The sequence below is a fragment of the Aliivibrio sifiae genome (assembly GCF_002954715.1).
GTDB classification, from domain to species: domain Bacteria; phylum Pseudomonadota; class Gammaproteobacteria; order Enterobacterales; family Vibrionaceae; genus Aliivibrio; species Aliivibrio sifiae.
In genome coordinates this window covers 480810-505137 of record NZ_MSCP01000002.1, presented here as the reverse complement: position 1 = coordinate 505137, position 24328 = coordinate 480810, and the positions used below count along the sequence as shown (strand labels likewise).

General features: G+C 37.8%; 24 protein-coding genes. 9 read left to right on the top strand and 15 right to left on the bottom strand.

The window, feature by feature from the left end; translation table 11 throughout:
* Positions 1-34: 34 nt before the first annotated feature.
* Genes pspC through pspA form a run of 3 tightly spaced genes read right to left on the bottom strand, consistent with a single transcriptional unit; the run spans position 35 to position 1344 of the window.
* Positions 35-421, bottom strand: a complete 387-nt coding sequence (gene pspC / locus BTO23_RS13575; protein WP_017021854.1) for an envelope stress response membrane protein PspC — start codon at positions 419-421, stop codon at positions 35-37.
* Complete coding sequence (gene pspB, locus BTO23_RS13570) at positions 421-645, bottom strand: envelope stress response membrane protein PspB (RefSeq protein WP_012551815.1); 225 nt, start codon at positions 643-645, stop codon at positions 421-423. Before pspB ends, pspC begins: the two co-directional genes overlap by 1 nt.
* 33 nt (positions 646-678) lie before the next feature.
* The gene (gene pspA, locus BTO23_RS13565; RefSeq protein ID WP_023603015.1) at positions 679-1344 is read right to left on the bottom strand and encodes a phage shock protein PspA; all 666 of its coding nucleotides are present in this window, start codon (positions 1342-1344) and stop codon (positions 679-681) included.
* Positions 1345-1528: 184 nt separating this feature from the next.
* On the opposite strand from pspA, the gene pspF reads away from it, so the two are divergent.
* From pspF to BTO23_RS13530, 7 genes are all read left to right on the top strand, one after another.
* A complete protein-coding gene (pspF, locus tag BTO23_RS13560) occupies positions 1529-2545 on the top strand; it encodes a phage shock protein operon transcriptional activator (RefSeq protein ID WP_060992268.1) in 1017 nt (338 codons plus the stop codon).
* An 84-nt stretch (positions 2546-2629) separates the two neighbouring features.
* A complete protein-coding gene (gene sapA, locus BTO23_RS13555) occupies positions 2630-4255 on the top strand; it encodes an ABC transporter substrate-binding protein SapA (protein ID WP_060992267.1) in 1626 nt (541 codons plus the stop codon).
* Positions 4255-5217: an ABC transporter permease gene (locus tag BTO23_RS13550; protein ID WP_060992266.1), complete on the top strand. Its 963-nt coding sequence runs from the start codon at positions 4255-4257 to the stop codon at positions 5215-5217. The genes sapA and BTO23_RS13550 overlap by 1 nt, the downstream gene beginning before the upstream one ends.
* Positions 5204-6091, top strand: coding sequence for a putrescine export ABC transporter permease SapC (gene sapC, locus BTO23_RS13545; RefSeq protein WP_105063769.1), 888 nt, complete (start codon positions 5204-5206; stop codon positions 6089-6091). The genes BTO23_RS13550 and sapC overlap by 14 nt, the downstream gene beginning before the upstream one ends.
* On the top strand, positions 6091-7104 hold the full coding sequence (locus BTO23_RS13540) for a peptide ABC transporter ATP-binding protein (protein ID WP_060992264.1): 1014 nt from the start codon (positions 6091-6093) through the stop codon (positions 7102-7104). The genes sapC and BTO23_RS13540 overlap by 1 nt, the downstream gene beginning before the upstream one ends.
* A complete protein-coding gene (locus BTO23_RS13535; protein ID WP_060992263.1) occupies positions 7088-7912 on the top strand; it encodes a peptide ABC transporter ATP-binding protein in 825 nt (274 codons plus the stop codon). The genes BTO23_RS13540 and BTO23_RS13535 overlap by 17 nt, the downstream gene beginning before the upstream one ends.
* A 9-nt stretch (positions 7913-7921) precedes the next feature.
* A complete protein-coding gene (locus tag BTO23_RS13530) occupies positions 7922-9043 on the top strand; it encodes a winged helix-turn-helix domain-containing protein (RefSeq protein WP_105063768.1) in 1122 nt (373 codons plus the stop codon).
* 12 nt (positions 9044-9055) lie between these two features.
* Here BTO23_RS13530 and BTO23_RS21365 read toward each other — a convergent pair whose 3' ends face one another.
* From BTO23_RS21365 to BTO23_RS13495, 8 genes are all read right to left on the bottom strand, one after another.
* On the bottom strand, positions 9056-9214 hold the full coding sequence (locus BTO23_RS21365; RefSeq protein ID WP_170066745.1) for a hypothetical protein: 159 nt from the start codon (positions 9212-9214) through the stop codon (positions 9056-9058).
* A gap of 21 nt (positions 9215-9235) precedes the next feature.
* On the bottom strand, positions 9236-11206 hold the full coding sequence (locus BTO23_RS13525; RefSeq protein WP_061029575.1) for a methyl-accepting chemotaxis protein: 1971 nt from the start codon (positions 11204-11206) through the stop codon (positions 9236-9238).
* 219 nt (positions 11207-11425) lie between these two features.
* Positions 11426-13165 (bottom strand): glycoside hydrolase family 36 protein, encoded by a 1740-nt coding sequence (locus BTO23_RS13520; RefSeq protein ID WP_105063767.1) that lies wholly within the window; start codon positions 13163-13165, stop codon positions 11426-11428.
* 255 nt (positions 13166-13420) lie between these two features.
* Entirely contained in the window at positions 13421-15406 is a 1986-nt protein-coding gene (locus BTO23_RS13515) for a methyl-accepting chemotaxis protein (protein ID WP_061003753.1), read from the bottom strand.
* A 241-nt stretch (positions 15407-15647) separates the two neighbouring features.
* Positions 15648-18110: a trimethylamine-N-oxide reductase TorA gene (gene torA / locus BTO23_RS13510; RefSeq protein ID WP_061029579.1), complete on the bottom strand. Its 2463-nt coding sequence runs from the start codon at positions 18108-18110 to the stop codon at positions 15648-15650.
* A 23-nt stretch (positions 18111-18133) separates the two neighbouring features.
* Complete coding sequence (torC, locus tag BTO23_RS13505; protein WP_060992257.1) at positions 18134-19312, bottom strand: pentaheme c-type cytochrome TorC; 1179 nt, start codon at positions 19310-19312, stop codon at positions 18134-18136.
* Positions 19313-19371: 59 nt separating this feature from the next.
* On the bottom strand, positions 19372-19548 hold the full coding sequence (gene torE, locus BTO23_RS13500; protein ID WP_060992256.1) for a trimethylamine N-oxide reductase system protein TorE: 177 nt from the start codon (positions 19546-19548) through the stop codon (positions 19372-19374).
* Between the two features lie 330 nt (positions 19549-19878).
* Entirely contained in the window at positions 19879-20187 is a 309-nt protein-coding gene (locus BTO23_RS13495) for a cysteine-rich CWC family protein (RefSeq protein WP_061003752.1), read from the bottom strand.
* 87 nt (positions 20188-20274) lie between these two features.
* Here BTO23_RS13495 and BTO23_RS13490 point away from each other — a divergent pair, with 87 nt between their 5' ends.
* Positions 20275-20793: a DUF2058 domain-containing protein gene (locus BTO23_RS13490; protein ID WP_060992254.1), complete on the top strand. Its 519-nt coding sequence runs from the start codon at positions 20275-20277 to the stop codon at positions 20791-20793.
* Between the two features lie 4 nt (positions 20794-20797).
* Positions 20798-20986: a DUF2986 domain-containing protein gene (locus BTO23_RS13485; RefSeq protein ID WP_060992253.1), complete on the top strand. Its 189-nt coding sequence runs from the start codon at positions 20798-20800 to the stop codon at positions 20984-20986.
* Positions 20987-21085: 99 nt separating this feature from the next.
* Here BTO23_RS13485 and yjjG read toward each other — a convergent pair whose 3' ends face one another.
* Genes yjjG through modA form a run of 4 tightly spaced genes read right to left on the bottom strand, consistent with a single transcriptional unit; the run spans position 21086 to position 24322 of the window.
* Positions 21086-21766 carry a pyrimidine 5'-nucleotidase gene (gene yjjG / locus BTO23_RS13480; protein WP_061003750.1) on the bottom strand — a complete coding sequence of 227 codons (681 nt, stop codon included), beginning with the start codon at positions 21764-21766 and terminating at the stop codon, positions 21086-21088.
* A gap of 37 nt (positions 21767-21803) precedes the next feature.
* On the bottom strand, positions 21804-22898 hold the full coding sequence (gene modC, locus BTO23_RS13475; protein WP_061011898.1) for a molybdenum ABC transporter ATP-binding protein ModC: 1095 nt from the start codon (positions 22896-22898) through the stop codon (positions 21804-21806).
* A complete protein-coding gene (modB, locus tag BTO23_RS13470; protein WP_061003746.1) occupies positions 22899-23588 on the bottom strand; it encodes a molybdate ABC transporter permease subunit in 690 nt (229 codons plus the stop codon).
* A complete protein-coding gene (modA, locus tag BTO23_RS13465; protein ID WP_060992249.1) occupies positions 23588-24322 on the bottom strand; it encodes a molybdate ABC transporter substrate-binding protein in 735 nt (244 codons plus the stop codon). Before modA ends, modB begins: the two co-directional genes overlap by 1 nt.
* Positions 24323-24328: the final 6 nt, after the last annotated feature.

The following is a 24328-nucleotide window of genomic DNA, read 5'->3' as shown; positions in this document are numbered from 1 at the left end:
CCCATGAACAAAGTCTTAATTGATGACTATTTAGTTAAAGATTACGAAATTCGCGGCGAACTTTATATTCAGAAGACGTTACATACCCTTCCATTCGACGAATTTTCTCTTCCATTCTCGCCATGTCTTTATCGACTCGTTTAATCACTTCTGATGGTGATTGCCCCGCTTGCCACGGCTTACTTTTTACCGTGTGTTCACGCTTCTCTTCTGTTCGGTAATACATTTCAACGGGTGCTTTATCTAAAAACAACATAGCAGCAAAGTACGCCAACATGACAAGAAAGCCTGCACTAAATAAAGCAGCCGATACCACTAAGATACGCACTATCCAAGGTTCGATACCAAAGTACTGGGCGATACCAGCACACACACCACCAATCTTTCCGTTTCGAGTGTCTCTATACAGTTCTTTTGACATTAGCGCTCCCTCCAACTCGGAGATTCTGCATCCAGAATTTTCTCTAATGTTTCAACACGACGCTGCATTTTATCCGCACGTTCTGTCATTGTTTTAAGTAACTGTGTGTCTTCATGCGATAAACCTTGTGCTGTTTTACCTTTGCTTCGGTAATGCAAAAACAACCATAACGGTGCAACAAAAATAAAAAATATAACCAATGGGAAAGCAAAAAAGCCGCTCATTGTTTTCTCCTTAGTAATTTATGTTCAGTCAGATTATGCGTCTTTTTTCATTTGTTCTTTTAGGCGCTCTAATTCTTTTTCAATTTCATCTTGCGCTTGCAGCTCTGCGAATTCTTGTTCTAGTGAGTTCGCTTTACCCATTGAATAAGTGTCTGCCTTTGCATCCAATTCGTCAATACGACGCTCATATTGTTCAAACTTTGCCATTGCACGTTCTGTTTTACCAGAATGCGTATGCGCTTTAATGTCGTTACGATGTTGCGCAGTTTGTTGACGGATCACTAATGCTTGTTGGCGAGCACGTGTTTCTGTCAGTTTAGTCTCTAGCTCGGTTAATTCTGTGGTCAACTTCTCAATGCTTTCTTCTACAAGAATAAATTCTGTTTTTAAGCTTGATAGCACATCTTGAACTTTCTGTTTTTCTATCAGAGCTGAGCGCGCTAAATCTTCGCGTTGTTTAATCAAAGCTAAACTTGCTTTTTCTTGCCAATCGGTGACTTGTGCTTCAATTGAACCAATTTTACGTGTTAGCTCTTTTTTATCTGCAATTGCTTTTGCTGATGCAGTACGAACTTCTACTAATGTGTCTTCCATTTCTTGAATGATCAAACGGATCATCTTTTCTGGATTTTCAGCCTTATCCAATAATGAAGTAACGTTAGCATTAACTATGTCTGCAAAGCGTGAAAAAATACCCATAATTTATTCCTCTTTTAATCCAAATTCATTTGTTCTAAACCTATTATGACTATTACATAATGCATGCCAAGTTTTCACACATTACAAATCAATAAGTTACAGAAAATCGACGGCATAACACTTTTAAGTTATGATTAAAATAACCATAATTTAGTCATTTTGACCACAGCTCAAAAGGTGAGGTATGAGAAAAGACAGTTTAATTGGTGAGTCTGACGCGTTTTTATCTGCATTAGATCATGCCTCTCAATTAGCCACAATTGATAGACCGATTCTTATTCTTGGCGAACGAGGAACAGGGAAAGAGTTAATCGCTCAACGCCTTCACTTTCTGTCAAAGCGCTGGGATGAACCTTTAGTCAGTTTAAACTGTGCAGCGCTAAGTTCAGGCACTTTAGATTCAGAGTTGTTCGGTCATGATGCTGGCTCTTTTACTGGAGCAAAACAGCGTCATCAAGGTCGATTTGAACGAGCTGATGGCGGTTCTCTATTTTTAGATGAGTTAACTACTGCCCCATTAACTGTGCAAGAAAAACTGCTTCGTGTGATTGAGTATGGTGAATATGAACGCGTGGGTGGGTCTCAAACTCTCAAGGCAGACGTGCGCTTGATTTGTGCAACCAACCAAAATCCGCAAGAGATGGTGACAGAAAAGAAATTCAGAGCCGATTTATTAGATAGACTCTCTTTTGATGTAATTCATTTACCCCCTCTACGATACCGCGAGCAAGATGTTCTCCTTCTTGCTGAGCATTTTGCCATCAAGATGTGCCAAGAAATGAATTTAGCGTATTTTGCTGGTTTTTCACGCTACGCTCAGCATCAAATTTTAGATTATGATTGGCCGGGTAATGTCCGAGAACTAAGAAACTGTATTGAACGGGCGGTCTTTAAACATAATCATGAAGAAGCACAAATTGAATCTATCCAACTTAATCCTTTTATCTCTCCTTGGGAAAGCGAACAAGTGAAAACGCCAGCTTCAGCTATAATCAACACTCAAGAAGAACAAACTCATACTGCTTTATTACCTTTGAATTTAAAACAGTTTCAAAGTGAGCAAGAAAGATACCTGTTAGAACAGGCACTACTTAAAACACAACACCATCAACGCAAAGCTGCTGAAGAATTAGGCATTACCTATCACCAATTTCGAGGATTATTAAAAAAGCATCAAATCTTAGACACAAACAGAGGATAATCTTAGATATTTAAGTGCAGAACCAGTCACTTGGGTATAAAATGACAGGTTCATTAATTAAAATTGATAAAAGCTGCGGTCATTATGAAGATTATTACGCGCATACTCATCGCTGCCACGGGATTGTTTAATCTTGCTGGTTGTTATGATGCGGGGATCAAACAGACTATTCAGGAAACAGGATTCATCTATTGTGAATCAGGAAGTGTGGAATTTTTTAATCCACAGATTTCTGATGAAAATAGTATTCTTGAAGCCATTAGTGCTCAAATTTATGACCGATTATTAATCATTGATCCAATTTCACAATTACCTTCATCTAATTTAGCCAAATCTTGGCAAGTAGATAAGACAGGTACGGTTTATACTTTCACATTACAGCCTGATGTTGCTTTTCATTCAACCGAACTCTTTACTCCAACAAGATCTATGGATGCAAATGACGTCGTATTCAGCTTCGATCGTATTCTTAATCCAGAAAATCCTTATCATGCAGTAAATACAGGGCATTACCCTTGGTTTGATAGTATTAATTTTTCTCATATGGTTGAATCCGTTAAGGCCATTGATAAACATACCGTTCAATTTGTTCTGTCTTCGCCTGATAATACATTTTTGTCTGCTCTTGCAACTTCATACGCGGTTATTCATTCATTAGAATATTCTCAAAAACTCGCTTCTATCGATGAGAAAGAATTAATAGACATTAAGCCTGTTGGCACAGGACCATTCAAACTTGATCAATTCCAAAAAAGTGAATTAGTTCGTTTAAAGAGGCACGATGGCTACTGGCAGGGTCCTGCCAAAATGTCGCAAGTAGTGTTTGATATTTCAAGCAGAGGAACAGGATCTCTTGCTAAATTACTACGTCAAGAATGTGATGTTGTAGTAAATCCAATTTCGAGCCAACTTCCTGTTATTATTGAGAATGATGACTTAACTCTGTATTCACAAACCGCAACGAATGTCGCCTTTATTGCTGTGAATACACAAAAACCATTACTGCAAGATGCGCGTATTCGCCAAGCTCTCAATTTATCAATAGACCGTTCAAGCTTAATTAACTCGGTTTATTACAATTCAGGCATCGAAGCGAAATCAATTCTTCCTCCTGCATCATGGGCTTATGGTAATGACAGTTCTTTTATCCGCTATGATTTAAACTATGCGAAAGGTTTGTTACGAGAGGCCGGAATAAAAACACCTCTCGAATTGACAATGTGGGTTCCTTTGGACAATAACTCTTATAATCCTAGCCCTAAAAAATCAGCTGAAATCATACAGAGTGACTTTTCTAAAATTGGCATTAATTTAACACTTATCACCAGTGATTTATTAAGTCGTAATGAACTGATTGATCATGACATTGATTTAGTTCTTACGGGGTGGAATGCTAACAGCTCAGACCCTGACTCCATGCTAAGACCCCTACTTTCTTGTAATGCAAAACAGGCAGGGTTTGGCGTTGCTAATTGGTGTAATGAAGAATTTGATTTGTTATTGGATCTTGCAAAAGAAACCAATCAACCTCGTTATCGCATCAATATTTATCGCCAACTTCAAAATTTATTGAACGAAGAGTTACCAATTATTCCTCTTGCTCATGGTGTTAAATACCAAGCAAATCAGGCTTCATTAAAAGGGTTTACTTTGAGTCCATTTAACACCTATTCTTTCCATGACGTAGTTAGAATTAAGGAGGCGGAATAATGTGGATTTATACAATTCGACGTTTTAATTTATTCATTATTACGCTATTGATACTGACTTTAATCGGCTTCAATATCTTGCGTCTTGACCCAACATCAATATGGTCTCAAACCTCTTTTTTCTCAGGTTGGCTGACCTATTTAGGTGAATTAGCAAATGGGAATCTCGGTGTTAATCAATATGGCGTAAACATGCTTGATGAAATTTTGCGTGTTTTCCCAGCCACTATTGAGCTGTGCTTCTTTGCCTTTTTCATTGCTCTAATCATTGGTACGCCAATTGGTACTATTGCTGGTATGCGCCAAGGTAAACCAACAGATACCATTGTTTCTTCTATTGCATTATTGGGATATTCAATGCCATTGTTCTGGATCGCATTAATACTATTGATGTTTTTCAGTTTAAATTTAGGCGTTACTCCTGTCTCTGGCCGTTATAGTTTATTGTATGAATTCGACGCCAAAACTGGGTTCGTATTTATCGATGTATTGGCATCTAAGTCTCCTTATCGTGCAGAAATGCTAGAAAATATTATTCAGCATTTAATCTTACCTACACTAGTATTGTCTATTGCACCTATGACCGAAGTAATCCGTTTAATGCGTTCTTCCGTTTCAACAGTAATTACTCAAAACTACATTAAAGTCGCCCATACTAAGGGCTTATCTAAATTTGAGATCATGGTAAAGCATATTATCCGTAATGCTCTTCCTCCAATCATTCCAAAACTTGGTATTCAGTTATCAGGGTTGTTTACCGCTGCAATCTTAACTGAATCGATTTTTAACTGGCCAGGGGTCGGACGTTGGTTACTTGATGCAATTATTAATCAAGACTTTGTGGCGATCCAAGCAGGCGTAATTACTGTAGCTTCATTTATTTTGTTAGCTAATATCTTATCGGATTTATTAGGTGCAGCTGTAAACCCGTTAGTAAGGAAAGAGTTCTATGCTCTCAAATAGCGTTTATCAAGAAGAACACATCCCTACTCAAATGGAGCGTTTCTGGTTGAGTTACCGTGCTAATTCATTAGCAATGTTTGGGTTTTGGTGTCTATTATTGATCATTATCATTACCATTTTTTCTCCATGGTTGAGTCCGTATGATCCGCAATGGCAATCTGAAAATCTATTAATGCCACCATCTTGGAACTCTGAAGGTGACGTTGCCTTTTTCTTAGGTACTGATGATTTAGGCCGTGATATTTTGTCTCGCCTGCTTATTGGTTCACAGCTTACTTTTGGGTATGCCGTTATCGTCGCCCTCCTTTCTGGCTTTGTGGGTTGTGTTATTGGTATTTTTGCAGGCATGACAAAAGGCTTATTATCAAGCATCTTGAATCATCTGCTGGACACTATTTTATCGATCCCTTCACTATTGCTTGCGATTATCTTTGTGGCATTTTTAGGCTTCGGCGAGTTCAATATTTTATTAGCGATCTGGCTTGCTCTTATTCCTCGTTTTATTCGAGCTGTGTATACCGCAGTACATAGTGAAATAGAGAAAGATTACATTCTAGCGGCTCGTTTAGACGGGGCAAACGATTTCTATTTATTATGGAACTCAGTATTACCGAATATTTTAACTATTATTGTCGCTGAAATGACTTTGGCTCTTTCTGTAGCGATTTTAGACATTACCGCATTAGGTTTTCTTGGATTAGGTGCACAAGCCCCAAGCCCTGAATGGGGAGCGATTTTAGGTGACTCAATCGAACTTATTTACATTGCTCCTTGGACAGTAACGCTGCCGGGTATCATCATTACTTTCACTGTGATTATCATTAACTTAGTTGGTGATGGGATTCAACGCGCATTAAATGCGGGGACAGAATAATGCCATTATTAGACATTCGCCACTTAACCATTGAGTTAGAAACCCCTCAAGGAATGGTAAAAGCGGTAGACCGCATGAGTTTGACCCTTAATGAGGGGGAGATTCGTGGTTTGGTAGGCGAATCCGGCTCAGGTAAATCTCTAGTTGCAAAAGCGATTTTAGGGATCACTAAGGATAACTGGAAGATAAGCGCAGACAGGATGCGCTTAGGTAATATTGACCTACTTGCTTTATCTCCAAAAGAACGACGCCGTGTTATTGGTCGTGAAATGGCAATGATCTTCCAAGAGCCATCAACCTGTCTTGATCCATCAGAACAAGTTGGTAACCAACTAAAAGAAGCGATCCCTTCTAAATATTTTACTGGTAATTGGTGGCAACGTTGGAATTGGCGAACAAAAGGTGCAATTGCATTGCTTCATAAAGTGGGGATTAAAGATCATAAACGCATTCTGAAATGCTACCCTTATGAACTTACTGATGGTGAGTGTCAAAAAGTAATGATCGCTATGGCGATTGCCAATAAACCACGCATTTTGATTGCTGATGAACCAACCGATGAATTGGATGCGGTGACACAATCACAAATATTCCGCTTATTAAGCCGTATGAATCAGGTTAACAACACAACAATTCTGTTGATTAGTCATGATTTAATCACCTTAACCCAGTGGGTTGATAGAATTACCGTCATGTATTGCGGTCAATCGGTTGAATCGGCTGGTCGTAAAGAGATCCTTGAGGCACCAAAGCACCCTTACACCAATGCATTATTACGCGCGATGCCTGATTTTAGTAAAGATGGGATCCCTCATAAAGCCAAACTAGAATCGTTGCCGGGAACCATTCCGCCACTACAACATTTACCTATTGGGTGTCGTTTAGGCCCTCGTTGCCCTTACGCTCAACGAAAATGTGTTCAAGTTCCTGAAGGTCGAAAAGTGAAAGACCATAAATTTAGCTGCCATTTCCCATTAAATTTTGAGGAGAAGAAAAATGACTGCGCTTCTTGAAGTTACTGATCTTAAAAAAGACTACGTATTTCGTACAGGCTTGTTTCGTAAACAAATTAAAGAGGCGGTAAAGCCTGTTAGTTTTTCTTTAGAAGCAGGTCAAACATTAGGGTTTATTGGCGCTAACGGCTCAGGAAAATCCACTTTAGCACGTATGCTAGCAGGCGTTGTAGAACCAACTTCTGGAATCATAAAAGTGAATGGCGAAGTTCTCGATTACAAAGATTTTAAAACTCGTTGTAAGCTTATTCGTATGATTTTTCAAGATCCTAACTCTTCGTTAAACCCTCGAATTCAAATTGGTCGAATTTTAGAAGGTCCATTGAAGCGTAATACCAGCATGTCACCAGAAGCCCGAGAGCGACGAGTCAAAGACACTTTGCAGCGTGTTGGCTTATTACCTGAACATGCTTACTTTTACCCACAAATGCTGGCTACAGGTCAAAAACAACGCGTATGTTTGGCTCGCGCATTAATATTGCAGCCTTCTATCATTGTGGCTGATGAAGCATTGAATGGGCTAGATATGGCAATGCGTTCTCAGATCATTAATTTGTTTTTAGAACTTCAGCAAGAGATGGCAATTTCATTTATTTATGTGTCACAACATATCGGAGTGGTAAAACATATTACTGATAAAGTGATGGTAATGCATGAAGGCGAGGTTGTAGAAAAAGGAGTAACTCAAGATATTTTTGCTAACCCGCAACACTCTATTACCCAACGTTTGCTAGCAAGTCATTTTGATGCACCTACACATGATAGAAAACAACGCATCAGTGCCGCAACACCTAAAATTGAGTGCTAATTAACACCTATGAATAAAAAAGAAATAATAGAAACAACAAACATGACCATTGATTATGAGAGTTTAACTGTACTCATAAAAACAAATGGTGATGAAATTAAGCTTAGTCTTAACGAAGCTAATCTATTATTTCTGCTTTATAGCAACCCAAATAAGATCTATACCAAAGATGATGTTTATCAGGAGTGTTGGCAAGACACTTCTGTTTCAAACAGTGTTGTTACTCAAACAATTTCGTTACTGAGGAAGAAGTTTCTCAAATACGATATTGTCGTCATCGATACCATTAAACAAAAAGGCTATAAATCAGGTGATCGTTTAAAAACGGTCACTCAAAAATCACGCTACTACCTATTACTTCCTCTCTTATTTTTTTCTGTCGCTGTCCTTTTTATTATCTATTACAAAAAAGAAAGTCGTGGTCCAGTAGAGCAAAGCCTCATCCCTCTTCAGACGAATGTTTATATGCTTTCAACCTCTGAACACATTGATTTGAACGGCATTGAATTTAATCCTGATTATCTTTATTTCTTCAATAAAGAAAAAAAATACCTTTCAATATCAACTTGCTTAGTTGTTGACGATATATGCAATAACTCATTTAATACATTCATAATGCTAGATAGTGAAAATGAAAACTACACCAATATTATTAGTGACGTTATTAGCGTAAAAATAAAGAAAAGAAAAAGATTAATAAATAATTCAGATACTTATGGGTTCTTTAATCTACAAAGCAATATAAGTGTATCTTCAATAAAAGAAGAATCCTATCAAGCTAAGGTCTCTTATAGCTTTTACTTTAAAGAAACGTCTCATGAAAAGTACAATGTGAATAGGTCAATTAATATTAGCGAATCTGGTTACAATGGGAACTATACGAACTACAGCGATGTAACGGTAAATTTTAATAAATCGTCTTTAATCGCCGAATTCGTTAACTCAGATGACCAAGACAGCCTTATCCAAAATGGGTATATTCAAGAAACTGCAAAGTTAAAAATATTTCCCTTGCGCTTCAAAAAATTAAAAAAATATAATTATATGCACTTCTATATTATCGATGATACTTATAGCCTCGCTTACAACGAAAATGAAGGATTTTCATTTATCGTAAACGAGAACTATTAATTATTTACATCTTTATAAAAGAGACTTTCTTATCGACTGATTAAGTTCATTCGTTATTATTACGGTCTTCATATTAAAGATCTCATTAATAAAAGTTTTCTCTTCAGGAGTTAATCCTTTGGTGCATAATGAGTATTTCCCTTTACTCTCTATCGTTTCTTTACGACTCATAAATACCTCTAATGCTTGGGTTTATAATGAAAAGAATTTTAATTGATTCTCTTGTGATACAGAAAGCTCAGATAAAGCATCTGCGTTAGAGCTGATATTATTCATTTCATTAATATTATCGTTGATACTTTCTGTCATTAAATTAATACTTTCACTAATAGACATAATGGCTTGATTTTGTTCATTGGCAGCTGTTGCCACTTCGGTATTTGAACGAGTAATTTCTTCTATTTCTCTTGATATATCAACTAATTGACTATTTGTTTTATCTGTCATTTCCTGTGTTTCATTAATAATCTCAATTGATTTAGAAACAGACTCAACCACATCATTGGACGTATTTTGTAAACGATCAATGACTTCTTGAATCGTTAATGTCGATTGCTGTGTTTTTGCAGCCAACATTCTTACTTCATCCGCAACAACGGCAAAACCTCTGCCACTCTCTCCAGCCCTAGCCGCTTCTATTGCAGCATTAAGTGCCAGTAGATTGGTTTGATCCGAAATAGAATCAATAACAGTGATAACTTCACTTATCTGCTCTGATTGGACTTTCAATGATTCAACTTCTTTTGCTGTCAACCCCATTTGATTCACTAACTCTTGACTTAACTGACTACTAATAGATGCAGTTTCAGCTCCAGAACGGCTTAAATTAAGTACTTCTTTAGCTCTTTCATCCGCATTCATTGCAACATGATCAACTTGAGTTGCAGCTGCTGATAACTCCGTAATTGCCGCCGCAATAAGATCAATCTGACATTTTTCTTCTAAGATGTTTTTTTCATTAACGCTCATTAATACATTTAAATTTGATGATGATGAAGATACTTCAGAAGCAACGCCTCTCAATACTTCAACGATTTTATGCAAATGATTCACTGTCTTATCGGTATTCTGGCATAGGTCTGCAATCTCATTACTTCCAGTTAAAGAATTAAGGTTGTTTAATTCGCCTTGAGAAAGTGACTCAATCTGGTTTTTTAAAACTCTGATTGGATTTACAATTGTTTTTATCGTTATCCAAGTGATTAACATCGTCAATAACGTAAAGCAAATCATCGACATCATTATCAGTTTTTTACTCGAGAAGATAAGCTCAATACTGTCTTTTGATAAATTTCGACTGATTGTATTAATTCGAGATACTTGTGTTTTTATTACTAAATTAATATCGTTTTCAAGGTTATACAGTTCGTTTGTATTGTTATCTAAGTTTGCTCTTAAGTTTGAAAAAAGAGTATATATTGAATATAGATGGTCAATTCTTTGCTTAATGATCATTTTAGATTCACTTTCATTGAGCTTTGAGATATTTACATTAAACTTTTTAAACTCTTCACGAATAATATCATTATCCCCTTCACTACTGTTAAAGTTGTAGAGAGAGCTTAACTTCATTTGAAGCACTTCTGATGAAGAATATAAAGCCTCCTCTATTTCTAACCATTCATGCTGATGTGTAACAATATTTGAACCTTTTCCTTGTTTACTTAATAGCTCAATAGAATCGCTTAAATAAGGTAATTTAGACCAAGACATTTGCATTTCATCTGAAATTTTTTGGTTGTCTTTAATAATAAAAGCAATACGTTTTAATAAATCAGTGATGTAACTTAAATCAGTGATTAATTGCTGTGTTGTATGCTTTTCATTCTTAATTTTCTCGTGCTCTGTTGCTATATCACTAAAGTCTTGATTAATACTCTGCATCTTATTAAAAATTGATTGGTCAATATTTTTCAATGCTTCTGGGTTAGATAATGAACGATTTACTTCACTAAATATTTCAAGGATCTTCATCTCTCCACTAGATAAGTAAGTCATTTCCTTTAAACGTACATTCAATACCTCAGAATTATTTACCGATTGATTCATTGCAGAGGAAATAATCATCATTGATGCAATCATGACAATAATGGCAAATAGCGGGGGAAAAAGGATCTGAAATCTTAGGGGGATATTTAATAAAAAACGATTAATGCTGCTCATAAACTACTTTGTAAACCTGTTCATTGGAAATGGCGTTGAAGTATATGAACCCGTATTATTAATTTCAAATGACAAAAAACGTGATAATAAAAATTAACCTCTATATTTCATGACTTTAAATCACGATATTCTTGGATATTTTAGATCTTTTTATAAAAAAAGGATGCTAATTCCTGACATTGGAAATAACACCCTTAATTTCAAATTATATGAGAACGTTTAATTAGAAACCAAAATAGCTCGGCTACTTAACCCATTCTCTAATGTAAGCAATAACATTTGCATTGGTTCTTCATTTAACTGTTCACCAGTCCAAAAATCACGCCAAATTGATGGCTGATCAGCGACTAATGTATGCTCCATCGGTTCATCATCATAATTAAATACACAATGAAGCTCATGCTGATGATTTAGTCGTAAAGTACAATGACGATTTGATAACGATTTAAATTGTGCAGAATCTTGAGTTAATCGCAGGCGTGAAAGCAAGTTCTTCCATGTCTTTTTGGCAAAATGATTTAACTCAGGTAATGGATCGCCCGATAATGCGAGTCCTCCAGAGGCAAGAATGACATTTCGATGAAACTCATAATATTTTCTTTCCGTACCTTGATTCGACAAAGACGTTAACGTTAAACAATCAGGGTCTATTTGCCACAGCTTACGATGTTGCCAACTACGATAAAATGTCTCTTTGGCGATCTGTTCAAAGCGTTCAGGGTTACGTTCAACATCATCTGAGATTCGCATTGCATCAACAAGTCCAAGAGATGGCCACATTGGTGCATTACAGCCAAGAATTAAGGCTTCTCCTGCCCCATTAATAATAGCCTGCATACCTAGGCGATAGGCTTCTATACCTGTAATTCCGGATTGAACTCGATGTCCTTTTAAACACCCCCAAAAGTTTGCATCCAATTTAAACAGCTCAACACCCCACTCTTCTTCCATGGTATGAATCACATCAGTTAGGTGTCTCTGAACTTCCGGTTTTGAAGTGTCCAGGATGTACCAAGGAGTGCAACGCCAACCCCCATACGTTACGTCTTCAGCTTTTAGTAAACGACCGTTATCATGGCGTACAAACCAATCTGGGTGGTTTTTAAATAACTCAGATTCAGGCTGAGCAATAAATGGAGCGATCCAAATAGCAGGCTTCTTACCTTTATCTTTAATCTCTTTAAGTAATGCTTTAATGCCGTTTGGGAATTTCTCTGATGGTGTTAACCAATCTCCCATGAATGCTTGATAACCATCATCTAATAGCACCCATTCAAAATCTTGTTGCTCTGTACACATCACTTCTACGTTATCGAGTACATTCTTTTCGGTAACCTCTGCATAGTATGCATACCAAGAACACCACCCTACTGGTGCATTATGCTTAACCCCCGGTCTAATTGGATGTTGTTCTTGAATTTTCACGGCATAAAGCTCATAAAGCTCAGCAAGGGAATCAGCACTAACAACTGTGATTGCTTCCATTTGGTTACTTGCCCAATCTTGTGGTCGTGTATGTTCACCATCAAGAAAAGCCATCACATTCATATCACCTTGGTATTCATGGATTTCAAAGTATCCTGCAAAGCGATAGCACGAGGTAAAACCAAACAAAGTAAAACCATCTGATTGCTCAACAACTAAATAGTTATAGAATCGTTTCTTCGCATTTTCAGGGTATAAACGATAGCTTGAATTATTATCAGGGCAGCGACCAACGTCTTTAGGTGCATCAACTTGACCCGCTGTTTGAGCTAGCATTTGAAAGCCATCGCCTAAAATTTTAGCATCATGCTCAAGTTGAGTCGGAAATTGTAAGACTAGGAAATGATCATTAATAGGGGAATTATGAATACCAGCAAAGCGCATGCTAATTTGATCGCTCTGTAACTCATAAACTAAATCAGTTTGGACAGGAATGGCTTCTTGTCCACATAAGAAAAATAATGGGTTCATCATGTACTTCCTATTGTTATACCAATTCTAGTAATTATCTGTTCATTATTACTAGCTAAATAGATCGCCTAATTACTGGCATTGGTATTACTTTCCACGCTAACTCAACCAGTTAACGCTGTAATTTACATAGAATACTACGATTAAGGAGACAATCAATACTAACAGAGAAAAGGCGAGAGTTTAGGCGAGGAAAGTAAGAAGAAACAGAGGCAGGTATTTGCATACCCACCTCTTTAATTGTTTATTACTTATAGCTTATAGTTTGAAAAACAACAGCTGTTCTCTTTGGTTCTCTGATAATTCAGATAGATGTTGACTGGCTTGAGTTGACTCTCTAATGCCTTCAACGTTCTGATTGATACTTTCAGTGATGACATTAACGTTTTCGCTGATAGATTCAATGGCTCTGTTTTGCTCATTCGCGGCAGTTGCCATTTCTGAGTTTGTCTGAGAAATTGATTCTATCGAATCTGAAATATTTAATAGCTGATTGTTCGTATCAATGCTCATTTGAGCAGTTTTATGAATCATCTCAATCGACTGATTTACAGCATCAACCACATTTAATGACTTCTGTTGTAAGTCATTAATAATGTTCTGAATATTTTGTGTTGATTGCTGTGTTTTAGCAGCAAGAACACGCACTTCATCAGCAACTACAGCAAAGCCTCGACCACTCTCACCTGCACGTGCAGCTTCAATAGCCGCATTTAATGCTAATAAGTTTGTTTGCTCTGAGATAGAGTCGATAACAGTAATAACTTCACTAATACGATCTGTCTGATCTTTAAGAATCATCACTTCGCTTGATGTACCGTCCATTTGAACAGCCAGATCTTTACTTAACTTAACTCCTTCAGATGCTGATTTAGCACCGTCACGACTCATTCCAAGTACTTCTCTTGCTTTCATATCCGCTTGATTTGCAGATTCATCTACCTGATTTGCAGAAGCTGCTAATTCTGTGATCGCAGCAGCGATTAAATCAACTTGTGATTTTTGATCAGAAGCGTTGGCTTCACTTTGTACCATTATTGCCGCTAATTCAGTTGAAGAAGAAGACACTTCCTCGCCAACATTACGCAGGCTACTGATCATTTCTTGCAGACGAATAACAGTACTGTCTGTGTTTTTACACAGTTCACCAATTTCATTTTCGTTTGATTGGTTATTTAACGAATCTAAACGACCATTTGAAATATCAGACATTTGCTCTTGAAGAATCAAGATAGGCTTAGTAACAATTTGAGCAATAATTACACCAATAATCAATGACACGATTACGGTAACCGCTATCGAAATAAACAGTAAGTTTTGACTTTCTGAAATCAAATTCATGTTCATTAATGAAATTTTCTGGTTCATTGATGACAAGCGTTCTTTTTCTTTATTTAGCTCTTCATAAATGTTGCTACCAAGTTTAACCATTTCTTGTTTATATTGGTTAATACTTGTAGTTGCATCCCATAGAATGGCATTCATATCTGATTGAGATTTAAATGCATCTGCCATTACTTTTTTTGCGCCATCGTGTTCTAAAGGAGCAATAAGATTAGCTAGCGTTTCAAATTCTCGATTAACAATATCAATTCTTGAAGATTTGCTTACTGAAGTATATAAATCTTCATTAAATAAAGACGTCATTTGAATTTCAATACTACCAGCGCTGTTATATACCTCTGGTAATACCTTATCCCAATAAGCTTTCGCTTCTTCACTTACACTTGATGCCGATATTAGTTCACTTGCCTGTTGAATTGGCGTCGTCAAATAAATAGAGTTCCCCCATTCTTCAACTTTGGTATCATTATTTTGAACAATATTATTTGCTAGTTTTTTATACTCGTTAATTTGAGATAAAATTTCATCCACTTCTTGTTGTAAAACATCAGGGGATTTAGCAGCCGCACCAAGCTCTTGAAGGATTCGTTGTTGCTCAACCATGCTTGTGAAATTTGAACGCAACTCTGATGAGATCCCATCAAAATCTATCGTTTTTAATAACCCAAGATCAGTAAAGCTTGCAGAAACGCTTAATCTTAAGAAAAGCAGGCGTGATTCAGCAACAGAGACATTACTCAATTGAGTACTTCTGTGTTCTGAGATTTGTACATTACGATTTGTTGATTCTAATTTTTCATTAACTAAAAATATAGCGATCATCATAACAATGATAGTTGCTAAAACTGGAACTAAAATTTGGTATTTTGTTTTTAGATTTATTAGTGATTTTTGCAGCATTCTGGCTCTACTCTAAGCATTTCACCTGTGTGAAATTTTCGGCGAGAGAATAATACAGATATTGAGATTCTCATAGCAAAATAGTAGGAGTTTTGATAAAAATAATGAGTCATAAAAATACTAAATATATATACCTGAATATAATAGAATTTTATGATAATTGGCCGTTAAAATATGAATGATATATATAAAAAAAGCACCTAAATATAGGTGCTTTTTTAATTAATTAACTTTTATTGTCTTATTCAATAATAATTGGACCACCGAACGAAGTTACTGGTGGAACTTTACCTTTGAATTTCTCAAAGTTAACTAAACATGTATTCGCAGATGTCGCCTGAGCAAGCTCAGATGATGGAATATCTTGCGTCAGTGTATTTGGATCGCCATAAGTACAGATTGCGCCCACTTTTTCATTCAATGGACCGTACCATGCACCTTCTTCGATACGGATAACACCACGAGGGTAACTATCAGTAAGAACTGCACCAGCAAGAAGCTGACCACGACCATTAAATACGCGAACTAGATCGCCACTCTTAATGCCTTTTTCTTTAGCATCCAGAGGGTTAATGTATACAGGCTCACGACCTTGAACAGCGTAAGTTGCACGGAACTCTTCAGACTCACACATTTGTGAATGCAGACGCTTGTCAGGGTGACAAGATTGCATCCAGAATGGGTGTTCTTTAGAACCAGGACCGCCATGTGAACGTTCAGATTTCTCGAACCACATTGGGTGTCCTTGACACTCTTCATAACCAAAGCGCGCAATCTTACGGCTTGTGATTTCAATGAAACCAGAAGGTGTACCTAGTGCATTAACTTCAGGATCTTTACGGAAGTCAGCGTGACGAACCCATGGTTTACCTTCACCGAAGTCTAGAACGCCTTTTTCCCAGAATACATCAAATTCAGGCATATCAAATTTGCCTTCGTTTGCTGTGCGACATTCAGCATAAAGTGAACGAACCCACTCCATCTCATCCATACCGCGAGTATATTCTTTATGACGGCCAAAACGACGTGTCAGTTCAGTCATGATCTCAAAATCAGATCTTGATTGGTATAGAGGATCTACAAGCTTGTGCATTGCAATTAAGCCACGCGCAGAGTATGAACCATATTGGTCAATATCGTTACGTTCCCATTGCGTACATGCTGGAAGTACGATATCAGAGAAGCGACATGTTGCTGTCCAAGCAAAATCAATCGTTACAACCGTTTGAAGTTTTTGGAACGCTTGCTTCATACGGTTACGATCTTGGTGGTGATGCCAAGGGTTGTTACCAGAAATAACCATCATTTTGAAATCAGGTAATACAACTTTATTACCGTTATAACGGATTTCTTTACCTGGTTCTAATAGACAGTCAATCCAACGCGCTACAGGAATAGTATTGCTGTAACCATTGAAGTCGTTGTTATTCCACTTAGGCTCATGACCTTGGTCTACGTTACGAGGGAAACCACCAGGGCCTGCAAAACCAGTAGAAGGAACACCAACACTTGAGTAGTGGTGGCTGTAAGATACACCACCACCAGCAAGACCGATTTGACCAGTCATTGCAGATAGAACCGTACCCATCCAGTATGGTTGCTCACCGTGTTGTTGACGCTGAATACACCATCCAAATAGGATTTGTGTACGACCAGTTGCCATCATTTTCGCGAACTCACGAATTTGCTCAGGTGATACGCCACAGATCTCAGCAGCCCACTCAGGAGTTTTAACTACTTTATCTTTAGTTTCACCAAGCACGTATTGCATAAACTCGTCAAAGCCTAGGCAGTAGGTATCAATGAATGCTTTGTCGTACAAGTTCTCAGTGTATAACGTGTAAGCCACAGCCAACATGAACGCCACATCAGTTTGTGGATTCAAATACATGTGGTCGTTTTGTAAGAAACGCTGTGTTTTGTTTTTCACTGGGTCAACAGAAAGTACATTTACTTTACCTGCTGCCACTTTTTCTTTTAGCTTCTCAAGGTAAGCATAAGATTCATGAGTCTCACAGTTCCAACCTACTTGTAGGTTTTTAACTGGATCCGTTGCCCATAAGATAATGTTATCTGAATGCTCGATGATCTCAGACCAAGAAGTACCTTGTGCGTATACTTCTGTAGAACCAAGAACGTAAGGCATGATTGTTTGACCTGCACCCGTCGAGTAGTCACCTACTTTCTTGATGAAGTTACCATGCATACCAACAGCACGTTGCATTTGAGCAGTACAGTTGTGGAAAGAACCTGTTTGGTTCCAACCTGTTTGACCTGCATGAAGCGCCCATGGACCGTAGTCTTTTTGAACACGCTCAAGCTCACGGTAGAATAAATCTAACGCTTCATCCCAAGTTACACGAACAAAACGGTTGTTACCACGAGTCTCTGCTGAGTACTTATGCTTTTTCAGCCAGTCTAGACGTACCATTGGGTAACGAACACGGCTTGGGCTGTAAATAATCCCTTTGATACCATTCAACATATCTGTTGGATGCTTATCCATTTCTAGCGCTTTAATTTCTTGTACTTTGCCACCATAGATGTGCGCACGGAACGCACCCCAGTGTGAGCCAGACATACGCCATGTGCCAGTAGTTTCAGCGGCGTTTGCTTTTGAAGACATTAGTAGGCTTGGACCTACTAAAGATACTGCACTTGTTGTTGCAACACCTTTTAGAAAACTTCTTCTGCTAATAGACATAATTCTATCTACTCCATTAATTCTTAGTGTTTTTCGTCAGAAAAATCTGAAGAGTGTTTTTGTAGGTATTTCAATACAAGTGATTTGCTGTCTGTATCGAAGTTAACGAATGCCATCATACCGTCAAACATACCAGGCCATGTGTTAGAATCGAAGTGTGCTTCTGCTGGTTGAGTGTGACATACAGAACAGTTAGTTTTGTATGACTCTTCCGCTTTCTGCCAAACTGTCGTGTAGTCAGGTAAGAAATCTTCTTTCTTCATCCATAAACTTACAGTCACACGCTGCCAAGGTAGACCGGTTAGGTCATCTTCTTTCGTTTCAAATTTCTGAACAAATTTATCGTTTTGAGCTGCATCTTTAAGTAAAGCACCAACCGCAATGTTCATACCAAAATCTTCTTGGATAACACGACCGAAACCTTTAACTTTACGCCAGCCTTCAATAGCAACTTTCATTGCATCGCCTTTCTCTTCAAGTACAGTTACTTGAGAGGCAGGGTTTAATAGACCCGCTTCAACAGTCAGTTTCGCATCTTCATACATAGGAAGGTGACGAACAGAAACATAAGTTTGACCGTCTTCATATTTAGTGTTGCCTGCTAGTTGAGTTAATTCACTCACCATGCCGCCAGAGCTATCCATGTTTGCAGGAAGACTATGAGCAATACCTTTATGACAATCTACACAACTTTGGTCACGTTCTTTCGCGCCTTGCATTTGAATACGAGCCGTTGGTTGCATTTTAGAGAAATCCATTCCGTCATAGTCATGACAGTTACGACATTCAAGAGATTTGTTTGCGCTAAAACGGTCCCATTCATGCTGGGCTAAAACGATACGACGCTCTTCAAATTTCTCAGGCGTATCGATAAAACCAAATACGTGAGCAAATACTTCTTTACTTGCTTGCATCTTACGAGCAATTTTAGAAGTCCATTCATGTGGAACGTGACAGTCAGGACAAGTAGCACGAACACCTGAACGGTTTTTATCGTGAATAGTTCCTGCGTATTCAGGTTGGATGTTATCTGCGTGACAGCTAACACAGAATTCTTCTGTATTTGTTGCTTCTAACGCAACGTTAAAGCCACCCCAGAAAATAACACCTGCGATGAAACCACCAAGGGTTAAAACACCCAAGCTGATATGTACACTCGGACGAGCAAAAACCGCCCAAGCTCTTTTAAGTAATGACATCATAATTGCTTCTCTTTTTATCTAATTCTAATTTGTTGTAGCAGCAGGATTCTTAAAAAGAATTAACCACCGTGACCTGGCATACCAAAAAACAGTGCCTGCATTAACCACACAGAAAAACCGTACGCACCAACCACACCCACACTTAGAATTGGGAAAAGAACAACTGTGATGAAGAAAAAGGCTTTCCATTCAGATGAACGTTCAGCTCCATCGTTTTGCTTTATTGCATTGCTCATAATTTTATTCCTAGTTATCTTTCTACTTTATAAATATAGAAAATGTTAACAAGTTGTCGAACCTATCTGACATAGATTTTAATCCCTCACAAATAGTGCTTCAATTAAATTTTCAAGATAAACCCTTTTATCTACTAGTTTTTTGCGTTCATCCAGAGATGTATTTAATTGAAAAATAATGTATAAAAATATTAACATTTGTGACAAATTAATTTTATGTGAAAATTGTTAATAATGTTAAATACCCCTAAAGGATAGGTCAACTTGGTAACTTTACTAATTGATCTACATCAATTTTAGCAGCTTATTTTATAAAGTAGCACGTAAAAACTACGCTATCGGTTTCTTTGATAAACAATGCTGACATAAACACTCTGAGTTCTCAGAAATGATACCTACATCACGAGTTTCAACCTCAAAACACCAGCACGTCTCTTTGCCCATTTTGATATCACATTGGGCTGGTTGTTCACATTCTGGACAAGTATGAGTGGATGTTTTTCCTGATAATCGATCCATCACGTTTTCTCTCTGAATATCCGTCATTGATTTCCACTCAATTATTTCAGTGATTGTACGTTTACAGCCAATACAGATACCGCCTTCGTTTTTACAAGCCGCAATACAAGGTGTTTTCATCTTTACTTCTCTCTATTGTCCTTTAAATCCCATACAACTCATGGGATAATCGTCGGAATTCGACATCGTTATTATTAGGAATTATTTATGGCACTAAGCTTACAAGAGCAAATGCTAAAAGCTGGGTTAGTGAACCAAAAGAAAGTAGCAAAAGCAAAAAAAGCTTCAAAAAAATCTCGTGTTCAAAATCGTGAAGCAAAAGCGGCCGTTGAATTGAACAAAGCAGCTCAAGCTGAAAAAGACAAAGAACTAAGCTTGAAACACAAAGCCGAGAAAGATCAAAAAGAATTAACAGCTCAAATCAAACAATTGATCACAGCAAATAAACTTGATCGTACTCATGGTGACATTGGTTATAACTTTACCGATGGTACGCTAGTCAAAAAAATGTATGTTGATAAAACAATGCAAACTCAATTGGTTGCAGGTCGCCTAGCGATTGTTCATTTCAACGACGATTATGAAATTGTTCCTGCTGGTGTTGCTGATAAGATTACCTTACGTGATGAATCAGTTGTTGTGCTTAACAACGTAATAGCGGAAGATGCACAGGATGAAGACGACCCGTATGCGGAATTCGTTATTCCTGATGATCTAATGTGGTAATACAATGAGCCGTAAAAACAAAGTTAAAGAGACTCTTTTAAAGAAACACCGCAGAACCCAAACTAAAAACAGCCGTTCGCATAACAAGCCCAAATACATCAGTAAAGCTGATCGTGAAAAAATGGCACTTGAAGCAGAGCAAGTAACGGTAGAGTCTGAAAACACAGAACAAGTAACACCATCAGAAGAATAATATTTCTGGTCAAGTGATACAAAAAAGCCTCATTGTTATAATAAACAATGAGGCTTTTTTATAATAGCAGCACAGCAAATTTACTGCATAAAAAGACTTCTAAGCACTATGTAGCAGTTCTTGCAAATCATTAAGTGTCTTAACGGTATATGTTGGTTCAACACCTTCAGGACATGCTTGTTGGCTTGCATTTAGCCAGCATGTATCAATACCGGCATTCATTCCACCAAGAACATCTGAATCAGGGTTATCACCAACCATTAATATGTTTGATAATTCAATCTCACCCATCATAGAAAAAGTATGTTCAAAAATACGTTTATCCGGTTTAGCTACACCCACTTGCTCTGAAATCGTAATCAATTCAAAGTAATGACTAAACCCTGTTTTTTCCAAACGGATCTTTTGCAATTCAGTAAAGCCATTAGTGATAATTCCCATTTTCACATTACTTACTAATAATGAATCAAGCAGCGCTTTAGCACCATCTAATGGCGTGCAGATCTCTGCCATTGCCATCATAAAAGCCGTATTCATTGCTTTTGGTGTTACACCAACCTCGTTAGCCCAATACTCAAAACGGATTTCTTGCAGTTGTTGTGCAGTAATTTCATTATCTTGATATTGCACCCACAGCGGTTTATTCACTAACTGATATTCAATAAATTGTTCTTTACTAAAGCTAATACCGTAACCTTCAAACATACGTTGCAAACCTGCAAACGCATCAAAATGAAATAAGGTTTCATCGGCATCAAATAATATCCATTGGTACTTCATGTTTACTTCCTTTATGGGGCTTATATTTTAAATATCATTATTTAGGGCATAAGTCAGATTGAGTCACACTTACGCCCTTAATTTGTGCAAACCATTGTTGCCCAGGCGCTAACGCCAACTCGTCTTTTGCCCAACGAGTGATGTTTGCCCACAACACGTGTCCCGATAAGTTTAATTTCACCGCCACCACATCGTTCTCTTTATCCTCACTTAAACTGTCTATAACAACAGGAAGGATATTTCGAATAGAGCTCAACTCTGGTTGTTGTTTAATCAACGACACGTCGTTTGCTCGAATACGTAAACGAATGTTTTGTCCTTTCTCCGTGCAATCACACGGTGACTTGACCCAAATGCCTTGCTGCGCGTTTTTTAGAGTCACCAATGTCATCGGGTGCTCTGGATGCAACTCTGTTATCGTCCCTTCTAACAAGGCTGAATGCTCTGACGCATTTAACCAAGGCCGCATTAATGGAGAGCTCCAAACTGAAGTAATATCCCCAGACAGACTTACTGAACCTTCATTAAGCAGAACCATGTGATCTGCTAATCGTAAGATTTCATCTAAACTGTGTGACACATAAATAATTGGCGTTTGGATCTCTTTTGCTAACCTTTCTAAATAAGGCATTACTTCATGTTTTCTTGGTAAATCCAAAGAGGCTAATGGTTCATCCATGATAAGTAATGCCGGCTCAGAAAGAATTGCACGTCCAATCGCGACTCTCTGTTTTTCTCCACCGGATAATGAATGCGGGTAGCGTTGCAGCAAAGGTTCAATATCAAGTAACTTCACAACATCATTAAAATGTTTAGTTCTTTTCCCCTCGCAACCATAAAGTAAATTACCTTCAACTTTATAGTGAGGAAATAAACGCGCATCTTGAAAAACATAACCAATATGCCGCTGCTCTGGCGGTAATGAAACCTTCTTATCTGAATCAAATAATACGGTACTATTAAGTGAAATTCGCCCTTTATCTGGTGATGTTAATCCGCTGATTAGATTAGCAAGTGAGGATTTACCTGCACCTGAACGACCAAAAACGGCACTAATACCTGAAGATGGGAGAGACAGCTGAACACTTAACGCCAAATCACCTAATTGCTTTTGAATATCAATAACTAACATTTATCCCACTAACCTTTTCTTACTTGCTCTTGCTAACCATTCAGAGAGTAACAAAGAGATTAATGCCACAACAATAGAAATAACGCATAAACGCGCCGCTTCCATTTCAGCTCCTGGGATTTCAATATAGCTAAACATGGCCAATGGAAGCGTTCGGGTTTCGCCTTCAATATTAGAAACAAAACTAATGGTTGCACCAAACTCCCCTAAACTACGAGCAAAAGCCAATACTGCTCCCGTTAAAATACCAGGTAACATTAAAGGAAGCGTGATAGTAGAGAATACTTTGGTGCGTGAAGCGCCGAGTGTTCTTGCCGCCTGTTCTAATTTTTGGTCGACTGATTCTAAAGCAAGACGAATCGCTCGAACCATTAATGGCAACGCTACAATCGCAGAGGCCAACGCAGCCCCTTTCCAATTAAAGCTAAAGGTTAAACCAAATAACTCATATAACCATTTGCCAATAATACCTTGTCGCCCCATAGAGATAAGCAACAAATAACCAATAACGACAGGTGGTAACACTAAGGGCAGATGAATTAATCCATCTAATACGGCTTTTCCTTTGAACTCACAACGAGCAAGTACCCACGCAAGCAAAATTCCAATAGGTAAAGAAAAACTAACGGCGATACCTGCAATCTTTAGGCTAAGTAATAAAGCGTCTACTTCGTAATCCGTCAATATCATTAAATTGTTGTAAACCCGTAAGAAGTAAATGTGTTTTTCGCTTTCTCTGACAATAAATATTGATAAAAATCGGTTACTTGACCTGATTTTTTATTTTTAATTATAGCCATTGGATAAACAATAGGATCATGAGAATCCTCAGGAAACTCTTCAACTACCGTGACATTTTTTGACAGTAATGCATCCGTTTTATACACAATGCCCAACGGTGCCTCATCACGCTCAACAAACAGTAATGCAGAACGAACATTATTACCGGAAGCAATATGATCTTTCACTTCAGGCCAACGAAACTGTTTTTCTAAACTCTGCTTACCATAAATACCCGCAGGTACATGCCTTGGATCTGCCATCGCTATGCGGAAGCCTTTTTGTCCGATAAACCACTGCCATGTATTTTCTTTTGGTGTGCTTCTCGAAGCAATTAAAACCAGAGTGTTGCGTAATAGATCGACTTTACTTCCAGCTTCAATTTGATCTTCTTCAATCAAATAGTCCATCCATTTCGTATTTGCTGAAAGATAAATATCAGCTGGCGCACCGTTAGCAATCTGTCGAGCAAGTGACGAAGACCCAGCATAGCTCACACGAACTCTTTCACCCGTTTCATCCTGATACGCATCCACAATATCGTTCATCACATTAGTTAGTGATGATGCAGCATACACAGTAACATTTGCTGATACAGACAAAGAGCTAAACAGCAGTACAAAAAATAACGTAATTCGAGACATATTCAT

Coding starts and splice junctions, on each gene's coding strand:
- pspC (WP_017021854.1), bottom strand. CDS start 421: ATGTCAAAAGAACTGTATAGAGACACTCGAAACGGAAAGATTGGTGGT.
- pspB (WP_012551815.1), bottom strand. CDS start 645: ATGAGCGGCTTTTTTGCTTTCCCATTGGTTATATTTTTTATTTTTGTT.
- pspA (WP_023603015.1), bottom strand. CDS start 1,344: ATGGGTATTTTTTCACGCTTTGCAGACATAGTTAATGCTAACGTTACT.
- pspF (WP_060992268.1), top strand. CDS start 1,529: ATGAGAAAAGACAGTTTAATTGGTGAGTCTGACGCGTTTTTATCTGCA.
- sapA (WP_060992267.1), top strand. CDS start 2,630: ATGAAGATTATTACGCGCATACTCATCGCTGCCACGGGATTGTTTAAT.
- BTO23_RS13550 (WP_060992266.1), top strand. CDS start 4,255: ATGTGGATTTATACAATTCGACGTTTTAATTTATTCATTATTACGCTA.
- sapC (WP_105063769.1), top strand. CDS start 5,204: ATGCTCTCAAATAGCGTTTATCAAGAAGAACACATCCCTACTCAAATG.
- BTO23_RS13540 (WP_060992264.1), top strand. CDS start 6,091: ATGCCATTATTAGACATTCGCCACTTAACCATTGAGTTAGAAACCCCT.
- BTO23_RS13535 (WP_060992263.1), top strand. CDS start 7,088: ATGACTGCGCTTCTTGAAGTTACTGATCTTAAAAAAGACTACGTATTT.
- BTO23_RS13530 (WP_105063768.1), top strand. CDS start 7,922: ATGAATAAAAAAGAAATAATAGAAACAACAAACATGACCATTGATTAT.
- BTO23_RS21365 (WP_170066745.1), bottom strand. CDS start 9,214: ATGAGTCGTAAAGAAACGATAGAGAGTAAAGGGAAATACTCATTATGC.
- BTO23_RS13525 (WP_061029575.1), bottom strand. CDS start 11,206: ATGAGCAGCATTAATCGTTTTTTATTAAATATCCCCCTAAGATTTCAG.
- BTO23_RS13520 (WP_105063767.1), bottom strand. CDS start 13,165: ATGATGAACCCATTATTTTTCTTATGTGGACAAGAAGCCATTCCTGTC.
- BTO23_RS13515 (WP_061003753.1), bottom strand. CDS start 15,406: ATGCTGCAAAAATCACTAATAAATCTAAAAACAAAATACCAAATTTTA.
- torA (WP_061029579.1), bottom strand. CDS start 18,110: ATGTCTATTAGCAGAAGAAGTTTTCTAAAAGGTGTTGCAACAACAAGT.
- torC (WP_060992257.1), bottom strand. CDS start 19,312: ATGATGTCATTACTTAAAAGAGCTTGGGCGGTTTTTGCTCGTCCGAGT.
- torE (WP_060992256.1), bottom strand. CDS start 19,548: ATGAGCAATGCAATAAAGCAAAACGATGGAGCTGAACGTTCATCTGAA.
- BTO23_RS13495 (WP_061003752.1), bottom strand. CDS start 20,187: ATGAAAACACCTTGTATTGCGGCTTGTAAAAACGAAGGCGGTATCTGT.
- BTO23_RS13490 (WP_060992254.1), top strand. CDS start 20,275: ATGGCACTAAGCTTACAAGAGCAAATGCTAAAAGCTGGGTTAGTGAAC.
- BTO23_RS13485 (WP_060992253.1), top strand. CDS start 20,798: ATGAGCCGTAAAAACAAAGTTAAAGAGACTCTTTTAAAGAAACACCGC.
- yjjG (WP_061003750.1), bottom strand. CDS start 21,766: ATGAAGTACCAATGGATATTATTTGATGCCGATGAAACCTTATTTCAT.
- modC (WP_061011898.1), bottom strand. CDS start 22,898: ATGTTAGTTATTGATATTCAAAAGCAATTAGGTGATTTGGCGTTAAGT.
- modB (WP_061003746.1), bottom strand. CDS start 23,588: ATGATATTGACGGATTACGAAGTAGACGCTTTATTACTTAGCCTAAAG.
- modA (WP_060992249.1), bottom strand. CDS start 24,322: ATGTCTCGAATTACGTTATTTTTTGTACTGCTGTTTAGCTCTTTGTCT.